The 19,493-nt window shown below is 69.0% G+C and carries 19 protein-coding genes; 11 read left to right on the top strand and 8 right to left on the bottom strand.

The annotated features are described in order from the left end of the window. Positions 1–10: 10 nt before the first annotated feature. Complete coding sequence (locus ACZ6DL_RS21120; protein ID WP_062970540.1) at positions 11–973, bottom strand: aldo/keto reductase; 963 nt, start codon at positions 971–973, stop codon at positions 11–13. A 279-nt stretch (positions 974–1,252) separates the two neighbouring features. On the opposite strand from ACZ6DL_RS21120, the gene ACZ6DL_RS21115 reads away from it, so the two are divergent. From ACZ6DL_RS21115 to ACZ6DL_RS21085, 7 genes are all read left to right on the top strand, one after another. Further along, complete coding sequence (locus ACZ6DL_RS21115) at positions 1,253–2,182, top strand: undecaprenyl-diphosphate phosphatase (RefSeq protein WP_466053785.1); 930 nt, start codon at positions 1,253–1,255, stop codon at positions 2,180–2,182. Positions 2,183–2,198: 16 nt separating this feature from the next. After that, positions 2,199–2,957, top strand: coding sequence for a histidine phosphatase family protein (locus ACZ6DL_RS21110; RefSeq protein ID WP_466053392.1), 759 nt, complete (start codon positions 2,199–2,201; stop codon positions 2,955–2,957). 73 nt (positions 2,958–3,030) lie between these two features. Then, positions 3,031–3,615, top strand: a complete 585-nt coding sequence (locus ACZ6DL_RS21105; RefSeq protein ID WP_063020586.1) for a DUF3090 domain-containing protein — start codon at positions 3,031–3,033, stop codon at positions 3,613–3,615. Between the two features lie 4 nt (positions 3,616–3,619). Continuing rightward, a complete protein-coding gene (locus tag ACZ6DL_RS21100) occupies positions 3,620–4,429 on the top strand; it encodes an SCO1664 family protein (RefSeq protein WP_466053390.1) in 810 nt (269 codons plus the stop codon). A 75-nt stretch (positions 4,430–4,504) separates the two neighbouring features. Beyond that, on the top strand, positions 4,505–4,927 hold the full coding sequence (locus ACZ6DL_RS21095; RefSeq protein WP_393236553.1) for a hypothetical protein: 423 nt from the start codon (positions 4,505–4,507) through the stop codon (positions 4,925–4,927). A 137-nt stretch (positions 4,928–5,064) separates the two neighbouring features. Beyond that, a complete protein-coding gene (gene mshC, locus ACZ6DL_RS21090) occupies positions 5,065–6,303 on the top strand; it encodes a cysteine--1-D-myo-inosityl 2-amino-2-deoxy-alpha-D-glucopyranoside ligase (protein ID WP_466053388.1) in 1,239 nt (412 codons plus the stop codon). A gap of 47 nt (positions 6,304–6,350) precedes the next feature. Next, entirely contained in the window at positions 6,351–7,430 is a 1,080-nt protein-coding gene (locus ACZ6DL_RS21085; RefSeq protein WP_466053386.1) for an MBL fold metallo-hydrolase, read from the top strand. 103 nt (positions 7,431–7,533) lie between these two features. Here ACZ6DL_RS21085 and ACZ6DL_RS21080 read toward each other — a convergent pair whose 3' ends face one another. Together ACZ6DL_RS21080 and ACZ6DL_RS21075 are read right to left on the bottom strand one after the other, a co-directional pair. Then, a complete protein-coding gene (locus tag ACZ6DL_RS21080) occupies positions 7,534–8,184 on the bottom strand; it encodes an enoyl-CoA hydratase-related protein (RefSeq protein ID WP_466053384.1) in 651 nt (216 codons plus the stop codon). A 35-nt stretch (positions 8,185–8,219) separates the two neighbouring features. After that, a complete protein-coding gene (locus ACZ6DL_RS21075; RefSeq protein ID WP_466053382.1) occupies positions 8,220–8,825 on the bottom strand; it encodes a TetR family transcriptional regulator in 606 nt (201 codons plus the stop codon). Between the two features lie 211 nt (positions 8,826–9,036). On the opposite strand from ACZ6DL_RS21075, the gene ACZ6DL_RS21070 reads away from it, so the two are divergent. Next, positions 9,037–9,585 (top strand): TetR/AcrR family transcriptional regulator, encoded by a 549-nt coding sequence (locus tag ACZ6DL_RS21070; RefSeq protein WP_040867073.1) that lies wholly within the window; start codon positions 9,037–9,039, stop codon positions 9,583–9,585. A gap of 10 nt (positions 9,586–9,595) precedes the next feature. Here ACZ6DL_RS21070 and ACZ6DL_RS21065 read toward each other — a convergent pair whose 3' ends face one another. Beyond that, positions 9,596–11,452 (bottom strand): Na+/H+ antiporter, encoded by a 1,857-nt coding sequence (locus tag ACZ6DL_RS21065; RefSeq protein ID WP_466053380.1) that lies wholly within the window; start codon positions 11,450–11,452, stop codon positions 9,596–9,598. A gap of 127 nt (positions 11,453–11,579) precedes the next feature. Between ACZ6DL_RS21065 and ACZ6DL_RS21060 the strand changes: the two genes are divergently transcribed. Both ACZ6DL_RS21060 and ACZ6DL_RS21055 read left to right on the top strand, forming a co-directional pair. Continuing rightward, complete coding sequence (locus tag ACZ6DL_RS21060) at positions 11,580–12,482, top strand: alpha/beta fold hydrolase (protein ID WP_466053378.1); 903 nt, start codon at positions 11,580–11,582, stop codon at positions 12,480–12,482. 151 nt (positions 12,483–12,633) lie between these two features. Beyond that, positions 12,634–13,605 (top strand): enoyl-CoA hydratase/isomerase family protein, encoded by a 972-nt coding sequence (locus ACZ6DL_RS21055; protein ID WP_466053376.1) that lies wholly within the window; start codon positions 12,634–12,636, stop codon positions 13,603–13,605. Positions 13,606–13,650: 45 nt separating this feature from the next. On the opposite strand, the gene ACZ6DL_RS21050 is transcribed toward ACZ6DL_RS21055, so the two are convergent. Together ACZ6DL_RS21050 and ACZ6DL_RS21045 are read right to left on the bottom strand one after the other, a co-directional pair. Further along, positions 13,651–14,796: a zinc-dependent alcohol dehydrogenase gene (locus ACZ6DL_RS21050; protein WP_466053374.1), complete on the bottom strand. Its 1,146-nt coding sequence runs from the start codon at positions 14,794–14,796 to the stop codon at positions 13,651–13,653. Then, positions 14,789–15,220: a tautomerase family protein gene (locus tag ACZ6DL_RS21045; RefSeq protein WP_466053372.1), complete on the bottom strand. Its 432-nt coding sequence runs from the start codon at positions 15,218–15,220 to the stop codon at positions 14,789–14,791. The genes ACZ6DL_RS21050 and ACZ6DL_RS21045 overlap by 8 nt, the downstream gene beginning before the upstream one ends. Before the next feature lie 94 nt (positions 15,221–15,314). Here ACZ6DL_RS21045 and ACZ6DL_RS21040 point away from each other — a divergent pair, with 94 nt between their 5' ends. After that, positions 15,315–15,908 (top strand): TetR/AcrR family transcriptional regulator, encoded by a 594-nt coding sequence (locus ACZ6DL_RS21040; RefSeq protein WP_466053370.1) that lies wholly within the window; start codon positions 15,315–15,317, stop codon positions 15,906–15,908. Positions 15,909–15,981: 73 nt separating this feature from the next. Here ACZ6DL_RS21040 and ACZ6DL_RS21035 read toward each other — a convergent pair whose 3' ends face one another. Together ACZ6DL_RS21035 and yczE are read right to left on the bottom strand one after the other, a co-directional pair. Beyond that, on the bottom strand, positions 15,982–18,195 hold the full coding sequence (locus ACZ6DL_RS21035; RefSeq protein WP_466053368.1) for a molybdopterin oxidoreductase family protein: 2,214 nt from the start codon (positions 18,193–18,195) through the stop codon (positions 15,982–15,984). 372 nt (positions 18,196–18,567) lie between these two features. After that, positions 18,568–19,209 (bottom strand): membrane protein YczE, encoded by a 642-nt coding sequence (gene yczE, locus ACZ6DL_RS21030; RefSeq protein ID WP_466053366.1) that lies wholly within the window; start codon positions 19,207–19,209, stop codon positions 18,568–18,570. Between the last annotated feature and the right edge of the window lie 284 nt (positions 19,210–19,493).

The raw sequence follows: 19,493 nt of genomic DNA, 5'->3' as shown, positions 1-19,493 counted from the left end.
GCAGGCAAGGCTAATCCGCGGCGCGCGCACTCACGTCGTCGAGGGCCGCGGCGATCGCCCGCGGCAGCTCCAGGGTCTCGGCGGCCAGCACGCCGGTGAGCTGCCCGATATCGCGGGCGCCGACGATCATGCTCGCGATGCCGGGCCGGTCCCGGATCCAGGCCAGCGCCACCGCCAGCGGCGAGGTACCCAGCCCGTCCGCGGCGGTCACCAGCGCATCCACCACCCGGGTGGCGCGCTCGTCGAGACCACTGCGGATCTCCGCCGCGGTCGCCTCATCGGCGCCCCGGGAATCGGCGGGAACACCGTCGCGATACTTGCCGGTCAAGATGCCGCCCGCCAACGGCGCCGAGGCGATCACCCCGACCCCGTGGAACCGCGCCGCCGGCACCACATCGGCTTCGGCACCCCGCGCCAGCAGCGAATACGGCGTCTGCGCCGCGGTCACCGGCGCCACCGCGGCCAAGCTGGCCAGCTGCCAGGCCCCGAACCCGCGCACCCCCGCATACCGCACCCGGCCCGAGCGCACCGCCTGCTCCAGCGTCGAGGCCACCTCCTCGAGCGGCGTGCGCGGATCCCACACCGCCACATTCCAGATGTCGAGGTGATCGGTGCCCAACTCCAACAGCGTGCGATCCAGTTGACGCAGCAACGCCCGCCGCGAGGTATCCACCGTGACCTGCGCGGGCACCGGCACCCCCGCCGGGGGAAACCCCCACGGCGCGGTCCCCGCGCACCCGCTGAGCACCAGCTCGTCGCGTGAGACCAGATCCCCCAACAGTTCGGCCAGGATGCGCTGCGCGGCCCCGCCCGCATAGGCGGGGGAGGTGTCCACCAGCGTGCCGCCCGCCTCCACGAACGCCACCAACTGCCCCGCGGCGTCCTCGGCGTCGGTGTGCGAACCCCAGGTATGGGTCGCCAGGCCCATCCGCGACACCCGCAGGCCGCTACGGCCCACCGTCCGCTGTTCCATCACCGTGTCCGCGCATTCGTCACGGCGCCAAGCCTAGAGTGTGGATACGCGACAGGGCGTCCACCAGCACAGTGGGTCGCGCTTCGGTGCGCGCGCCGACCGCCACCGTCCCGGTGGCGGCAGCCCCACAGCCGGGCACGCCGACGCCGCCTCGACACTGTACTGTCGCTGCGAGATTGGGGCGGCAGTCACCGAGAAGCGACCGACCGCTGCACCAATGCCCAGGTAGGAACGCGTATTTCGGGCGGAACTGGAGGATGGTTCGTGGTTGGCGAGTCGATGACCTGGGTGCAGGCCTTGGTGCTGGGTCTGGTGCAGGGACTGACGGAGTTCCTGCCGGTCTCCTCCTCGGCGCACCTGCGCATCGTGTCGACAGTCTTCTTCGGCGACGACGCGGGCGCCTCGTTCACCGCGGTCACCCAGCTCGGCACCGAGGCCGCGGTGCTGGTGTTCTTCGCCAAGGACATCTGGCGGATCGTGTTGGCCTGGTTCGCCGGACTGCGCGAGCGGGCGGGCGCGCGCGATCGCCGGGAACTGCCGCTGCACGATCAGCCCACCACGAAACTTCCCGTCCTCACCGCCGACCACCGGCGCGTTCTCGACGAGCAGGCCCAGCGCGAACTCGACTATCGAATCGGCTGGTATGTGATCATCGCCACCATTCCCATCGGGGTGCTGGGGTTCTTGTTCAAAGACGAGATCCGCACCGGCGCCCGCAATCTGTGGCTGGTGTCGTTCATGCTGATCTTCTTCGCCCTGGTCATCGCCGCCGGTGAGCACTTCGGCCGCAAGGAACGCTCCATCGAGCAACTGACCACCCGCGACGGCCTGGCCATGGGTTTCGCGCAATGCCTTGCGTTGATCCCCGGTGTCTCGCGCTCGGGAGCGACCTCGACCGCGGGCCTGTTCCTGGGCTTGGAGCGCGAAGCGGCCGTGCGCTTTTCGTTCCTGCTCGCCATCCCCGCCGTCACCGCCTCGGGCCTGTTCAGCCTGCCGGACGCGTTCGAACCCGCTGGCGAGGGCCTCAACGCCAGTGGGCCGCAACTGCTGGTGGCCACCGTGCTGGCGTTCGCGGTCGGCTACGCGTCGGTGGCGTGGCTGTTGCGTTTCGTGGCACGGCATTCGCTGTACTGGTTCGTCGGCTACCGCGTCGTGCTGGGCGCGATCATCATGGGCCTGCTGGCGGGCGGGGTGGTCTCGGCGACATGATCGCTAGGCTGGCCGCATGACGGTGATCCTGTTGCGCCACGGTGTGTCGACCTCCAACAGCGCCCGCACCCTGGCCGGTCGCAGCACCGGCGTCGAGCTCACCGAGCGCGGCGAGGAGCAGGCGAGGGCCGTGGCCGAACGCCTGGCCGGGCTGCCGATCGAACGCATCGTGCACTCCCCGCTGCTGCGCTGTCAGCGCACGATCGCACCGCTGGCGGAAAAGTTCGGGCTGGAACCGGTATTCGACGACCGGCTGCTCGAGGTGGACTACGGCGAGTGGACCGGCCGCCCCATCGCCGAACTGCTGGAAGAACCGCTGTGGAAAGTCGTGCAGCGCCACGCCTCCGGCGCGGTGTTCCCCGGCGGGGAGGGTCTGGCGCAGGTGCAGGCGCGCGCGGTCGCCGCGATCCGTGACCACGACCGCGCCTTGGCCGAGCAGCACGGCCGCGACGCGCTGTGGGTGGCGTGCACGCACGGGGACGTGATCAAGTCGGTCCTCGCCGACGCGCTGGGCATTCACCTCGACGGCTTCCAGCGCATCGTCGTGGAGCCCGCTTCGATCAGCGTCGTGCGCTACACCCCGACCGCGCCCTACGTATGGCGGCTCAACGACACCGGCGCCGACCTGTCCGCCCTCGCCGCGGCCGGCGCGCAACGCCCGGCAGCGGCCTCGGCAGCGCCCGGACCGGAGACCTCCGGGCCAGTCCCCGGTGGCGAGCTCGGCAATACCGGCAGTGCGGATAATGGGAATGCGGAGCGTCGAGATTCCTTGTAAACAACCGAGCGGTCGTTGTATGGAATCCCCGCACCGCGGGTAGTCGATCAGGGTCACGTATCAGGAGGTGCATGTGTCACGCGCAATCCATGTATTCCGCACCCCCGATCGTTTCGTCGCCGGGACCGTCGGTGAGCCGGGCGATCGCGCGTTCTATCTGCAGGCGGTGCAGGAGCCGCGCGTGGTCAGCGTGCTGCTGGAAAAGCAGCAGGTCAAGGTCCTCGCCGACCGGATGGGTCTGCTGCTGGACGAGGTCGCGCGCCGCTTCGGCGCGGAAGTGCCCCCGCAGGCCGAGGACGTCAGCGACAACGCGCCCCTGCTCACCCCGATCGACGCCGAGTTCCGCGTCGGCACCATGGGCCTGGGCTGGGACGCCGACGCCGGGGCGGTGGTGGTGGAACTGCTGGCGATCACCGAGACCGAGGTCGACGAGTCGGTGGTGCTCGACGACACCGAAGAGGGCCCCGACGCGGTGCGGGTGTTCCTCACCCCGATCCAGGCCCGCGAATTCGCGCTGCGCTCCACCCGGGTGATCGCGGCGGGCCGCCCGCCGTGCCCGCTGTGCGGGGAGCCGCTGTCGGCACGCGGGCACATGTGCGTGCGCACCAACGGCTACAAGCGCGGCGACATCTTCGGCGCGGCCGAACTAGAGGAGTGATTCGGTGGCCGAGACCGGGGACGGATTCCACAGCGGCGAACTGACGGTGATCGGGCGGATCAGCACCGCCAGCAACGTGACCCTGGTCTGCGACGTGAACGACACCGCCACCGACGACGCGCCGCTGCGGGTGGTCTACAAACCGATCCGCGGCGAACGGCCACTGTGGGACTTCCCCGACGGCACCCTGGCCGGGCGTGAGGTGGCCTCCTACCTGATCTCCGAGGCCGTCGGCTGGGGCGTGATCCCCGAAACCATTCTGCGCGAAGGCCCTTTCGGGATCGGCATGGTGCAACGCTGGGTCGTCGGCGTGGACAACCACACCGACCGCGGCGACCGCCTGGACCTGATCGACCTGTGCCCCGCGGGCGCGGTGCCCGACGGATTCCGCGAGGTGCTGCGCGCGGTGGACGACATGGGCAACGAAGTGTCACTCATCCACGCCGACGACCCGCGACTGCAGCGCGTGGCGGTACTCGATGTGCTGCTCAACAACGCCGACCGCAAGGGCGGGCACGCGCTGGAAGGGCTCGACGGGCAGGTCTACGGCGTCGACCACGGCATCTGCCTGCACGCCGAGTACAAACTGCGCACCGTGCTGTGGGGCTGGGCCGGGCAACCCCTCGGCGACGGCCTGATCGCGGACATCACCGCGTTCGCCAAGCAACTGCCCGGCGCGTTCGCCGACACCCTCGCCGAGCACATCACCGACACCGAGATCGACGCGTTGATCGAGCGCACCCAGCAACTGCTCGACGAACCGGTGATGCCGGTGCCGCGCACCTCCCGCCCCATCCCGTGGCCCGCCTTCTGAACCCGGCGCCGCGCACGCCGGATTCCTGGCACAGTTGAAGCTTCGAACGCTCGGCGCCACGACGAGGAGGACGCGATGCCCCACTCCACTCCGGACCGGGCGGCACCGGCGGTGCGGATCGTCATCGGCGCACCGACCTACCGCATCGCGCTGCACTACGTGCACCTCTACGACAAGAAGCCCTATCCCGACACCGCCCTGCACCTCTACGACAACGGCGTCTACTGGCTGAGCTCGGCGGGGGAGAACCACTTCGGCGTCTACGTCCTCACCGAAGGCTCGGTGGACTCCGGACGGTTCACCATGCGGTTCATCTCTTTGCCTTCCGCGGACTGGGGCGATACGGTCGCTTATCACGAACTCGAGTTCGACGTCGCCCGCGGCGAATTCACCCAGCTCGCCCTCGCCGACACCGATCCCGACATCCCCGAGCTGGACGGCACGTTCGCGATCACACCCAACACGATCGCCGATCCCACCCGCCGCGCAGGTAGCTGATTCAGCGAAACCGAAATCATTGACATCCCACGATTTGCTGGAAGACGCAGGTCGCGACGGGGGAGCGCACCCGCCCGATGGGCGCGGGCACCGGGCCGGGGACCGATGACCCCCACCACACCTTTACCCTCGTAAGCATGCAGTCCTGGTCCGATACCGCCCTCCCCACCGTCCCCGGAGCAGGACCGCCGTTGCGGTTGTACGACACCGCCGACCGTGAGGTACGCCCGGTCACCCCCGGCTCCACCGCGACGATGTACGTCTGCGGTATCACCCCCTACGACGCCACCCACCTCGGCCACGCCGCGACCTACCTGACCTTCGATCTGGTCAACCGCCTGTGGCGCGACGCCGGCCACGACGTGCACTACGTGCAGAACGTCACCGACGTCGACGACCCGCTGTTCGAACGCGCCGCCCGCGACGGCGTGGACTGGCGCGAGCTGGGCGCCGCGGAAACCGAGCTGTTCCGCGAGGACATGGCCGCGCTGCGGATCGTGCCGCCGCGCGACTACATCGGCGCCATCGAATCCGTCGACGAGGTCGTGGAATTCGTACAGAAACTGCTGGCCTCGGGCGCGGCCTACGTCGTCGACGACGCCGAGTTCCCCGACGTCTACTTCCGCGCCGACGCCACCGAGCAGTTCGGCTACGAATCCGGCTACGACCGCCCCACCATGGAGCGGCTGTTCGCCGAACGCGGCGGCGACCCCGCCCGCCCCGGCAAACGCGACCCCATCGACGCACTGCTGTGGCGCGCGGCGCGTCCGGGGGAGCCCTCCTGGCCCGCCCCGTTCGGCCCGGGACGCCCCGGCTGGCACATCGAGTGTTCGGCGATCGCCTTGAACCGCATCGGCCCGGAATTCGACATCCAGGGCGGCGGCAGCGACCTGATCTACCCCCACCACGAATATTCCGCCGCGCACGCCGAGTCGCTCATCGCCGGGCGCCGCTTCGCCCGCCATTACGTGCACGCCGGCCTGATCGGGCTGGACGGGGAGAAGATGTCGAAGTCGCGCGGCAACCTCGTCCTGGTCTCGGCGCTGCGCCGCGACGGCGTCGACCCGGCGGCCATCCGCCTTGGCCTGCTGGCCGGGCACTACCGCCAGGACCGGATGTGGACCGACGCCCTGCTCGAGCAGGCGCGGCGACGGCTGGATCTGTGGCGCGACGCCGCCGCCCGCCCGGCGGGCCCCTCGGCCGCCGACACCGTCGCCCGCGTGCGCCGGCACCTGGCCGACGACCTGGATACCCCCAAGGCGCTCGACGCGCTCGACAGCTGGGCCCGCCGAACTCTCGACTACGGCGGCCAGGACACCGACGCCCCGGCGCTGATCGCCACCGCCGTCGACGCGCTACTCGGTATCCGCCTGTAGAACCGCTGCTCTTGCCCGCATCCCCTCGCCCGTGATGGGGTAGCCGCGTGTGCAAGCTTCCCGGTGCGGGTCTGTTCGGTCCCGGCGGCAAATGGGCGACCCTGGCGGCCGGACGACTACGGCCCGCGGCCGACCCCGCCGATCCACGCACGATCGCGGCGCGTACCCGGTTCTTCGGCGCCGACACCGTCGACCCCGTCACCGGCGCACCGCGCGGCGACCGGGTCGTGCTGTCGTGGGTCGGCTGCACCACCTACGCCCTGGCCATCGGCGGTTCGGTTTTCCTGCTCGATGCCTGGGTGCCGCGGCTGACCAGCACCGGATACGTCCCGGCCACCCCGCAGCAGTTGGCGGACCTGTCGCCCGCGGCGATCTTCATCGGTCACGGGCACTTCGACCACGCGGGCGACGCGGGCCGCATCGCGCAGGCCACCGGCGCCACCGTGCACGGCACCGCCGAGCACTGCGCGGCTATCGCCGCGCAGGTCGGCGACCCGGCGTTCCCCACCGTCGCACACGGTGACGCGCACACCCCGATCGGTACCCGGCAGGACTGCACCGTCGGCGCGGTCGAGGTCACCGTCGTGCGGCATCTGCACTCCGCACGCACCCCACCCGATCCCGTCGGCGGCTCACCACGGTTGTTCCCCCGCCCCGAACCGGGAATCGTGCGCACACACCCGCCGACGCTCGAAGGCCTGCTGCAAACAGTGCCGCGGTTGCGTGACGCCGAGGGCGGGGTACTGCTGTACCAGTTCCGGGTCCCGGGTCTGTGCCTGGTGTGGCACGACTCGACCGGGCCGCTCACCGAACGCGCACCGCACGTGTTCGACGTCCTGGCCGCGCTACCGGCCACCGATGTGCAGATCGGCGCCGTGCAGGGCTACAACCAGATCAGCAACGGCCTGCGCGATCCCCGCACCTACCTCGAGGCACTGTCGCCGGGACTTTTCGTGCCGTCCCATCACGACAACTGGCTGCCCGGACTCACCGCGAGCGCGTCGACCTACGACGCGCCGCTGCGCGCGGAGCTGGACAAGCTCTCCGCGGCACGACGACCGGAACTGCGCGCATTACACGACCCCGCCGACTACATCCGGCCCCAGCGCCTGACGTTCACGCTGTGACGGCGCACGGCGGCGCCGATACCGGAATCGCCACTCCCGCACGGGCATCGTCGCGGGCAGGTTTCGGCCCGCACGGCGCGAGCGGCGGCGGCGACCGGGCCTCCTAGGCGCTCAATGCCGCGACGGCAGTGGCGTACATGGTGTTCTTGATCGCGCCGAGGGTGCCGGGATCTTTGCCGCCCAGCGGAGCGAGCAGGGCCACGGCGGTGTCGGTGACCGCTGTTTCGGCGGCGGTGACGTCGACGATGTCGAGGGCCGCGGCGTCGATGCCACCGAAGCGGCGGCCGGTGGTCATCGAGGCGACGGCGCTCTTCGGGGTGAGTTTGGCCTGGATGAGCGCGGTCATGCCGGGGGTGAAGCGGATGTGGATGTCGACTTCGGGGAAGCAGAAGTAGCCGCGGTCGGCGCGCATGACGCGGTAGTCGTGGGCGATGGCGAGCATGGCGCCCGCACCGAACGCGTGGCCGGGCAACGCTGCGGCGGTGGGCATGGGCAAGGTCAGTACGCGGGCCAGCAGCGCCTGCACCTGCTCGACGTACCATTCGGCGCGCTCGGCGTGGGCGCCGAGCCAGTCGAGGTCCAGTCCGTTGGAGTAGAACTTGCCGCTCGCGGTGGTGACCAGGCCCTGGGCGCCGTCGGCCACAGCGGTGTCGAGGTGGGCGCCGACCTGGTCCAAGAAGTCTGGGGAGAAACGGTTTTCGTCGCCGCCCAGATCGAGAACGGCGATCTTGTCTTGGTAGTCGAGGGTGGGCATGGTGTTCCTTCCATTCGAGGGTCGGTGGTGGGGGATCACACCGGCGGCGGGCCGACGGCGAGTACGGCGCGCACGGCGCTGCGCAGATACTCACGCGCGCGCGGATCCGTCAGCCGGTCACGGCGCAACAGCACGGCGGTGGGCAGATCGACCAGGCACAGCGTCATGACGTCGACGGCGTGGCGATCGCCGCGCTGCCACAGCCGGCGAGACAGCCGCACCAGCAGCTCGACCAGCACCGCGTCGGTGGCCGCCAGGTCGGCGGCCACGCTGTCGGGCACCTCACCCAGCAGCTCCTCGCGCCGCACCGCGAGCAGCAGCCGCGAGGAGTCCGGGTGGCGCTCGGCGAAGACGGCGGGCGCCTCGGCCGCCGCGACCACGGCCTCGATGTCGTCGTCGTGCCGATCCAGCGCCGCGGTGACCAGGGCGGTTTGCAGGTCGAGGAAGCGGCGCGCGGCGCGCAACCAGGTGCGGCCGAGCAGCTCCGCGCGGGATCCGAAGGTGTGGTAGATCGCGCCGTTGGAGATGCCGGTGGCGGCGGCGACCGCGCGGGTGGTGACCGCGGCGGGGCCGGAGCCGACGGCCAGTGATTCCGCGGCGTCGAGCACGGTGTCGGGGTCGTGCGTGCGGGGGCGGGGCATGCCGACACGATAACAGAGCAGATGCTCTGTTATCGAGCGCGCGGCGGGCGCGAGCGCATCACGTTCGGACGCTAGATATTTCAGCAGGTAACAGGTACCGAAGAGTCTTCTCGGGGTACGCCGCGGTACTTCCCGGGCTCGGTCCGGCCGACGCTACGATGCGGTACTGTTCGGTCCCTCCCCCTGACCGAACGAAGAGAACGGCGCACGCATGTCACGAGTGGTCACCAAGGAGCAGTACTTCGACACCGGGTTGGAAGTGCTCGCCGAACTCGGCTTCAAGGGTCTCAACATCGGCGTGCTGTGCCGGCAACTCGGCGTCACCAGCGGGTCGTTCTACCACCACTTCGGCAGCTGGCAGGGCTTCGTCGACGCCCTGCTCGAGCACTGGGAGAACCGCCAAGTGCGCATCCTGGGCACCATGCCGTTCAACAAGGGCAACCCCGACGACGACATCCGCGCGATGTCCGACCTCGCCGCCGGACTGCACCATGCCGCCGAAGCCGCCATCCGCGCGTGGGCGGCCAACGACGAATCGGTCAACCTCGCCCTCAAACGCGTCGACGAATCCCGCAGGCGCACCGTGCACAAAGCGGTCAAAGGCATCGTCCGCGACGACGACACCGCCGCCGTGGTCACCTCACTGGGCATGGCGATGCTCGTCGGCTACCAGCAGATCGCCGCGGGCGGGGAGAACCTGTCGCTGGACCAACTGCTGGCCGAATACGCGCGCCTGATCTACAGCCACGCCCAGCGCTGATCTCGCCCGGCTAGCCCAGCAGTTCATCGACATAACACCAACGCCACGCCTCGCCCGGCTCCACACTGCGCATCACCGGATGACCACTGGCCCCGTGATGCTTGGTCGCGTGATTGCCCGGCGAGGAGTCGCAGCAGGCCACGTGCCCACACGACAGGCACATCCGCAAATGCACCCACGCCAGCCCCTCCGCGACGCACTCGGCGCATTCGTCGGGCCCGCCGTGCGCACGCACCAGCGGCGCTTCCCGCAGATGCGCGCACACCTCCTCGCCCACCGGTGCGGCCAACGGTTCCGCGCGCTCCTCCTCGGCCTCATCGAAGCGATCGATGATCGACTCCTCCAGATCCAACTGCGCCAGCACATGCTGCAGGATCTGGTAGTCGACCGTGCCCGAATCCCGCACCCGCAACACCGATTCGCGTTCGGCACGCAACATCGCCAACCGCAACCGCCGATATTCCGCGGTGGGCGTCACCAGTTCCGACTCCGCCCGCCCCAGCCGCTCCCACGCCGCATTCGCCTTCCACGACACGCGATCGCGCAACGTCTGCACCACCCCGGGCGGCGTATCCGCGGTGATCTGCTCTTCGAGCGCGGCCAAACCGGCCGCCGTCGCCTGCTGCAACACATTCGCCTTCTGCAACGCGTCCTCGGCGCGGCTGGGCGCACGCAACCGCAGCCACCGCACCAGCCACGGCAACGACGTCCCCTGCACCAGCAACGTACCCGCCACCACCACCAGCGCCAGCAGCTTCAGCACGGCCAACAGCGGCGTGTCCTCCGCCAGCAGCAACACCGCCGCCAGCGTCACCACACCGCGCATCCCCGCCCACGACACCACGACCAGTTCACCGGCCGGCACCGCCGCACCGTTGCCGAGACTGTGCGACACCAGCGAGGAACCGAACACCCAGATCGGCCGCGCCAGCATCGTCACCGCCACCACCGCCAGCGCCGTCAGCACCAACGTGGCGTGATCCAGATCGCTGTGCCAAGCACCCTCCACGATCCCGCGCACCTGCAACCCGATCAACACGAACACCGCACTCTCCAGAATGAACTGGATCGTCCGCCAGTTGATGCGCTCGGCGATCCGCGACGCGGCACTCTGCCACGCCGGCGCGTTGTGCCCGAGGATCATCCCGCACACCACCACCGCGATCACCCCGGAAGCATGGATGCTCTCGGCAGGCAGATACGCCACGAACGGCGCCAGGAACGACAGCGTCGTATCCATCACCGGATCGGTGATGCGCCGCCGCAGCATCGCCAGCAGATACGCCACGACCACCCCGACCGCCGCGCCGCCACCGGCCGCCAGCAGGAAATCCGCCCCCGCCTCCCACACCGACACCGTGCCCGCCGTCGCCGCCAGCGCGGTCCGCAACGCCACCAGCGCGGTCGCGTCGTTGAACAACGACTCGTCCTCCAGGATCGTCACGATCCGCCGCGGCATCCCGATCCGGCGCGCCACCGCCGTCGCCGCCACCGCGTCCGGCGGAGCCACCACCGCACCCAACGCGACCGCCACCGCGAACGGCACCGGCAACAGCCACCACACCACCACCGCCACGGCGAAGGTCGTGAACAACACCAACCCCACCGACAACAACGCGATCGTGCGCACATTCGCCCGGAAATCCACCAGCGACGTGCGGATCGCGGCGGTATACAGCAAAGGAGGCAGGAACCCGAGCAGAATGATCTCCGGCTCCAGGTGGATCTCCGGCACGAACGGCAGATACGACGCCGCCACACCGCCCACCGTCAGTACCAACGGTTCGGAGACCCCGAACCGGCGCGCCAGCGCCGCCAACGCGGCCGCCGACGCGACGAGAACAACCAAGCCGATCGCGACATGCACGGTGAAATTCTCGCAGAGCGCACGATCGGCAAACCGCCCGCGCGGTAGATGACACGTGCGCGGTCGGCCGAACTACTGTGCCCGGGCGCACCCACGCGCCATGCTTGTCGACGACAAGGAGGTAGACATGGAGGAGTTCGCGTCCTGGCGGGCGAACGGACGACGCCACACTCATCGCGGCCACCAGATCTTCTGGCGTGACGGAGGCTCAGGCGCCGACGGGACGCTGGTATGCATCCACGGATTTCCCACCGCGTCCTGGGACTGGCACCGCATCTGGCCAGGTCTGTGCGAACGTTTCGCCCGCGTCATCGCCCCCGACATGATCGGTTTCGGCTGGTCGGCCAAACCTCGCCACTACGACTACCGCATCACCGACCAAGCCGACCTGCACGAGAACCTGCTCCGCGAACAAGGCATCAGCCGATTCCACATCCTCGCCCACGACTACGGCGACACCGTCGCCCAAGAACTCCTGGCACGCGACGCCGAACGCCGCGCGGCAGGCGACGAATCGCTGGTGATCGAATCGGTGTTCCTGCTCAACGGCGGCCTGTTCCCCGAGGCCCACCGCGCCCGTCCGGTGCAGCGACTGCTGGCAGGACCCCTCGGCCCGCTCGTCGGCGTCCTGGGCACCGAGCGCACCTTCCACCGCAGCCTGGCCACCGTGTTCGGGCCCGACACCAAACCCACCGACGTCGAACTGCACCAATTCTGGCTGCTGTGGTGCAGCAAACACGGAAAACGCAACGGCCACAAACTCATCCGCTACATGGCCGAACGCCGCAAACAACGGCAGCGCTGGGTGGGCGCACTGCAGCAGGCCCAAGTCCCGATCCGGCTCGTCGACGGCGTCACCGACCCCGTGTCCGGCGGCCACATGGCACACCGCTACCGCGAGCTCATCACCGACCCCGACGTGGTGGAACTGCCCCGAATCGGCCACTACCCACAACTGGAGGCACCGGAACAGACCCTCGCGGCGCTGCTGGAATTCCACACCGACCGAGTACACAAGCCCACCGCCTGACGCGCTCCGGCCAACCGTGTTGCGGACCGGCTGCCCGGCCGGTCCGCAACACTATCGTGTAGACGACCGTCGAGGATGGGGCCGACCCACCCGAAACAGGTTCGCGTGCACACACTCTCGCGTTCCCACCCGAGCACCGAAGGAGCCGCCGATGCCCGCCGCCGACCTCCACCTGGACACCATCGAACTCGACCGCACCGGGCGAGTACTCACCGCACGCGTCGTCGCACCCCCGCTCAACTTCGTCACCCCCGCGGTCGTCCGCGACCTCGACACCCTCACCGCCACCGTAGACACCGACGACACCATCGGCGCGGTCGTGCTCACCGGGGGACTACCCGGCCGCTTCCTCACCCACGCCGACCCCGCCGCCCTCGGCGGCATGATCGACCGGCCACACCCCTTCGTCCCCGCCCGCGCCGCGGCACCGTTCCTGCGCGCCGCCGCGGCCGCGCTCCGCGTCCCCGGCGCGACCGACCTGATCGAACGCCACGGCGGCGGCCTCGGCGCAGGCCTGGTCTGGGGCCACCGCTGGAAGCGCACCACCTTGCGGATGAACCGCTCCCGCGTCGCCTACCTCGCCGCCATCAACGGACCCGCACTCGGCGGCGGCCACGAGATCGCACTGGCCTGCGACCTGCGCTACGGCGCCGACGCCGAGCACGTGCGCCTCGGCCAGATCGAGACACTCGCCAACCTCATCCCCGGCGGCGGCGCCACCCAACGCCTCACCCGACTGCTCGGCGCCGCCAAAGCCATCGAGATCACCCTCGAGGGCACACCCTTCACCGCCCGGGAAGCACTGCGCCTGGGACTGATCCACCGTCTGCTCCCCGCCGAGGACCTGCTCGCCGAAACCCACGCCACCGCGACCCGGCTGGCCGCCCGCAACCCGATCGCCATCGCCGAACTCAAACGCGCCGTCTACTTCGGCTCCGACAAATCCCTCTCCCGCGGCCTGGACGCCGAACAAGCCGGATTCATCTCCGTCGGCACCACCGCCGCGGCCGCCCGCACCACCAAAGCCTTCTTCGAAGACCTCGACCGTCTCGCCGACACCCCCTTCCTCGCCGACCCGCAACCATGGTTGGACGGCACCCGCGTCGACCAGGTGAGCAAGTGAAAAGCCGCGCGATGCACCCGGATCGCAACGGCGACAGCCGCCTCCTTATCGGTCGGCGGCGACGGCGTGCAGCGGCTTGCGGTGCAGGACCAGCTTGGTGGTGTGGGCCTTGTAGGCCTCGGGAGCGTCCTCCCAATCCGCGGTCAGGGTAGTGACCTGTTCGGCGGGAAAGTCCTGCCGGGCAACGAAATCCAGCACTTCCGGCAGGATCGGCCGGACATTCGAGACCCCGATCTTCAGGGTGGCGTCATTGGCGTACATATGCATCAAAGGGACCTTCGTACCGATGGGCAGATAATAGCCCACCGGCCGGCAGAACCCGCCCGGCGCCAACGACCGCAGCGCGGCATCGACACCGGCGGCCGATGAGGTGCCTTCCACAGCGACGTCGTAGTCGCGGCGGGGGATATCAGCGAGCCGGACGCTGCCCTTCGACGCTGTGGCATGCACCCTGGCACCGAGCTTTTCGGCGATCTCGAGCCGCTCGGTCCGGTGATCGACGTAGTCGACCACCTGCGCGCCGTGCCGGACCGCCAGCCCGGCGGCGTACAGGCCGATGCTCTGCGCCGCGCCACCCAGAACGAGGACCTTGCCGTCCGGTCGCACCCGCAGAGCGGGCACCACGCAGCGCCAGGCGTCGGAGAGGTTGTCGCCGGCCGCGGCGACCCGCAGAGGGTCGACACCGGCGGGGATCGGCACGAGCATGTGATCGGCGAAGGGGATACGCAGCAGGTCCGCGACCATGCCACCCCAGGGGCCGCTGGCCGGGCCGAACCCGAACGCGGCCAGGGTCGAGGTGCGTGTGGTGGAGCATTTCGCGGTGAGGCCCAGGCGGCACTCGTGACAGTCTCCGCACGAGACCGCCCAGGGGACCACGACCACGTCACCGCGGCGCAGGGTGGTGATGTCCGCGCCGACCTCGATCACCTCGGCGATGCATTCGTGGCCGATACCGAACGGACCCAGGAACGGAACCGGCCCGCAGATGCTGCCCACCACCGGATCGATCAACCCGGCCCGCATACCGAACTGCATCGCGCGAGACACACGCCGGTGGATCGGCAGGGTGTCACCATCGCATCGGCCCGCCACGAAGGGACGCACGATCGCATCGCGCGCATCGGTCAGCACGGGTGTGGGCCGGTCCCGCCATTGCAGGTGCCCGGCGCGAACGAGTTGCAGCTCACGCATTCTCGCGCTGCCCCTGCGCCAGTGCGGCCAGCTCCTGGAATTTCACGATATTCCCGGCAGCGCCCCACGTGCCCTCCGGCTGTTCGCGGATCAGCACCCACACCCGCAGCGCGTCACCCGCGGTGAGACCGGCGGCCGCGAGTATCTGCTCGGTGACCTCCTCGACGAGCCCGGCCTTGCGCCGTTGCGAAAGCCCGCCTTCGGGAACGGTCACCTCCACACGGAACCGCGGCAGGTCGTCCTCCAGTGCGGCGAAGCACCCGTCGGCCACCTCCTCGACGCGGCACCACGCTTGCGCGCGGAAGAAGGCGGTATCGGGCGCGCCTTCCCACTTCAGCAGGGTTTTCGGCAGCGAGTTCATCAGCTCGCCGCGCGCCTGGGCGGTCAGGACTCCGGTGGGCAGGATCAAGTGGATCATCGGCATCGGCGTTCTCCCTCGTGTCGCTCCGCTGTCTATAACAGTCGTTATAATCTGGGGACGCTACTATATGACAGCTGTCATAGACAAGGAGGTAGCGATGCCGGAATCCCCGGACTCACGCCAAAAGCTCGTGGCCGGAGCGGCCGATATGATCCGGCGACGCGGCCTCAACGCCACCAGCGTGCGCGACTTGGCCAAGCACGCCCACGCACCGCTGGGATCGACCTACCACTACTTCCCGGGCGGCAAGACCCAACTCGCCACCGAAGCGGTCACCTTCGCCGGCGAACTCACCGCGACGCTGCTCGCTCGCGAACTCGAGAACGGACCCCTCCAGGGATTACGCGTCTTCCTACAGATGTGGCGAAAGCTGGTGGTGGACTCCGACTTCCGAGCCGGATGCCCGGTACTGGCGGTCGCGATCGAAGACCTCCCCGAAACCGAAGGGGCGCCACACGACGCAGCGGCCGCCGCCTTCGGCCGATGGACCGACCTACTGACATCGTCGCTGCGCGAACACGGCGCCGACCCCGCTGATGCCGAACTCACCGCCACGCTGATCGTCACCGCCGTCGAGGGAAGCGTGGCGGTGTGCCGCGCCGAGCGCAGCACGCGAGCGCTGGACCGCATCAGCCGAAAGCTCGAACTGATCGTCCAGGACACGATCGCGCGGACGCCCGAGGAGAACTGATCGCGCCGCGATCCACCGGCGTTCGGTAACTCCCTCAACCGCAGCCGGTGCAAAGTGGCACGACCCGCACCCCTCAAGCAGTCGGCGCGCTCTCACGCTCACTCACGCCGACCTGCTCCCCGGAATCCACCGACGCCCGCGTCACCACCACCCAAGTGTTGTTCACCGCCGCCGTCCCCGAAAACGTATCCGTCAACGCCGGATCGTGCAGCAGGTTCACATTCGCCCCCGGCAACGACGCCGCCACCGTCCACCCGACACCCGGCTCCTGATGCCCCCACCCATGCGGAATCGCCACCGTCCCGACCCGGATGTCATCACTGACCTCCACCGGCACCACGATCGACCCGGTCCGCGAACGCACCGTCACCGGCTCACCGTCCCGCAACCCCCGCGCCGCGGCGTCCTGCGGATGCATCAGCGCCGTGCAGCGATCCCGCCCCTTCACCATCGAAGGCACATTGTGCAACCACGAATTGTTGCTGCGCAGATGACGCCGCCCGATCAACTTCAAGTCATAGCCGTCCACCGGCGCGGTCACCGCATTCCCGCGCTGCGCGTCCGCCAGGACCTCACGCGCGGCCGCCACGAAATCCTCCGGCGCCACCTGCACCTTCCGATCCTTCGTCCCCAGCAACGACCGCAACCTCGGCCGCAACGGCCCCAAATCGATCCCACCCACCGCCGCACGCGCCTTACCCACGGTCAACCCCTTGCGGCCCCGCCGCAACACCCCGTACGGACCCGCCGCAACCCCGAGCGCAGCGATCCGCACCGGACTCACCCGATCGAACAACCCGTTCAGCACCCGCGCGGTGAACCGACGAGCAGGCAGCGGCACCACCTCGGTGACCAGCCGCGCCATGATCTGCCAATCCTCCAACCCATCGGCAGGCGGCTCGAACACCCGCGCGTCGAAACGCAAATTGTTGCGCACACTGAACACCGGGAACAGAATGTTGACGTCCTCCCGCTCCAACGGCGAGATCGGCGGCAGGATGATGTCCGCGTGCCGCGTCGTCTCCGTGATGTACATATCCACGGCCACATAGAAATCCAGCGAGTCCAGCGCCGCCCCCAGCCGGCCGCGCTGCGGCGTCGACAACACCGGATTGCCCGCATACGTGATCATCGCGCGGATCCGGCCCGGCCCATCGGTCAGCATCTCCTCCGCCAGCACCGCCACCGGCAACTCCGAACGAAACGACTTGTAGGTCCCGGAACTATCCGTCCACGCCCCGTACCCCACCGGCAGATACTTCGCATACCGCGCCGCATCGATCGGCGGCGTCGCGAACATCTGACCGCCCGCCCGATCCAGATTGCCCGTCACCGCGTTGATCGTGTTCACCAACCAATGCGTCAACGTACCGGTCACCTGCTGACACACCCCGATTCGCGCGTACAGCACCGCCGAGGAGGCCGCCGCGTGCTCCCGGGCCAACCCGCGAATCGTCTCCGCGTCCACCCCCGCGTACACCGCCATCCGCTCCGGAGACGCCTCGGCCACCAGCGCGCACAACCGCTCCCAGCCGGTGCTCGACGCCCGAATCGCCTTCTCGTCGCAGAGATCCTCGGCGACCAGCACATGCAACATCGCCAGCAGCAGATACACATCCCCGCCCGGCGCCACCGCGACGTGCTGATCGGCCAGCCGCGCCGTCTCGGTCCGCCGCGGGTCGATCACCACGACCTTCCCACCACGCCGCCGCACATCCCGAATCCGCTGCTTCGCATTCGGCATCGTGGTCACCGACCCGTTCGACACCGCCGGATTCGCGCCCAGAATCACCAGCCGATCGGTGCGATCGATATCGGCCACCGGCATCAGCACATTCGAGCCGAACATCCGCCACGCGACGAACTCCTGCGGGAACTGATCGATCGACGAGGCCGAGAAGAAATTCCGCGTCATCAGCAACGTCCGCAGCAGCACCGCGTACAACACCGACGAGCTATGGGCCGCCGGATTACCGAGATACATGCCGACCGCACTGTTCCCGTGCTCGCGACGTACCCGCCGCAACCGCTGCCCGATCTCGCGGAACGCCTCGTCCCAGCCGATCGGCTCGAACGACGAACCCACCCGCCGCACCGGCGTACGCAACCGATCCGGGTCGTGGTGCAACCCGCCCATCGCCGTCGCCTTCGGGCAGATGTACCCCTTCGACAGCACGTCCTCGGGATTACCCTCGATCCGCGTCACCTGGTCATCGGAGACCGTGACGAGAATTCCGCAGTGCGCCTCACACAACGTGCACTGCCGGGCGATGGTGGTAGCACTCATGTTCCACAGGCTAACCGGGGACACCATATTCCGTACAGGGCTGTACGTAAGATTGACGCGGGTGCACACGCGACCGCTCCGCGCGCGATCCGGGGCTGCGCTGACACCGCCGGGCGCACACCCTACTTTCACCGCCGCACAAACCATTTCGGACGTCTACAGACCTCATGATCACGCGTCCGGTCGGCCGATGACCTCTCGGCTCCGAGCTGAGCGATCAGGGTGAGCATCCGAGACGATTCGCGCCGCCGCGACTCAGCTCCAGGACACCGACGACGCGGCCACCGAGAGCCATGGCGGGGGTCACTCAGCCCTAACCGTCACTGTGACGATTAGGGCTGAGTCCAAGGGGGGATCAGCAGGGGAGACGACCTACGCCGTCGGTACCTCAGCGGCTTCACGGGCGGCAGGCGCCGGCTTCGTCGCCGCGAATCCCGGCAGGAATCGGTTCACCACGGGAATCATCAGGTGAATCAGCGGGCCGATCCCGAAGGCATACACCAGCGTTCCGATGCCGACGCTGCCGCCGAGAACGAACCCCGTCGTCAGCACCGTCACCTCGATCGCCGTGCGCACCACCCACACCGATCGCCCGGTTCGCCGCACCAGTCCAGTCATCAGTCCATCGCGCGGCCCCGGACCCATGCCCGCGCCGATGTACAACACACTCGCCACCGCGTTGAGAACAACGGCGGCCGCCATGGCGCCGACCCGCACCGCGAGCAGATCCCACGACGGCAGCCACGCGAGCCCGGCATCGACCGACACGGCGATCACCACGACATTGCTCACCGTGCCCAGGCCGGGCATCTGCCGCAGCGGAATCCAGGCCAGCAGCACCGCGACACCGGTAACCGCCGTGACGGCACCGAAACTGATCGGCACCTGCCGCGCCACGCCTTGATGGAACACATCCCACGGATCCAGTCCGAGCCCCGCCCGGACCATCACGGCCATCGAGAACCCGTACAACCACAACCCGACATACAACGCGATCAACCGACGAACCAGCACCGACTCAGCCTGCCCGCAACTGGACACCACAACCAGAGCCAATCACCGATCACTGGACCTCGAAACAACAACCACCGAAATCAACCGCCACTCCGGAGCAGGCCCCAATTCGTCACTGTGACGTTTATAGGCAACTGGGATATAGACCAGGGGAGCCCACTCTAGGAAAAACCCAAGAATCACCAACCAAGCCAAGAATCACCGGAAAATTTCCACTAAACGGACAAACGCGCCAAGAGGGTTCGGCCGCCCGGCAACGAACACCGCCCACCTAAGAGCCCGTA

It is taken from the genome of Nocardia sp. NPDC041819 (genome assembly GCF_055590505.1).
The sequence above is the reverse complement of the archived record's forward strand: the minus strand, read 5'-3'. Positions and strand labels throughout refer to the sequence as shown.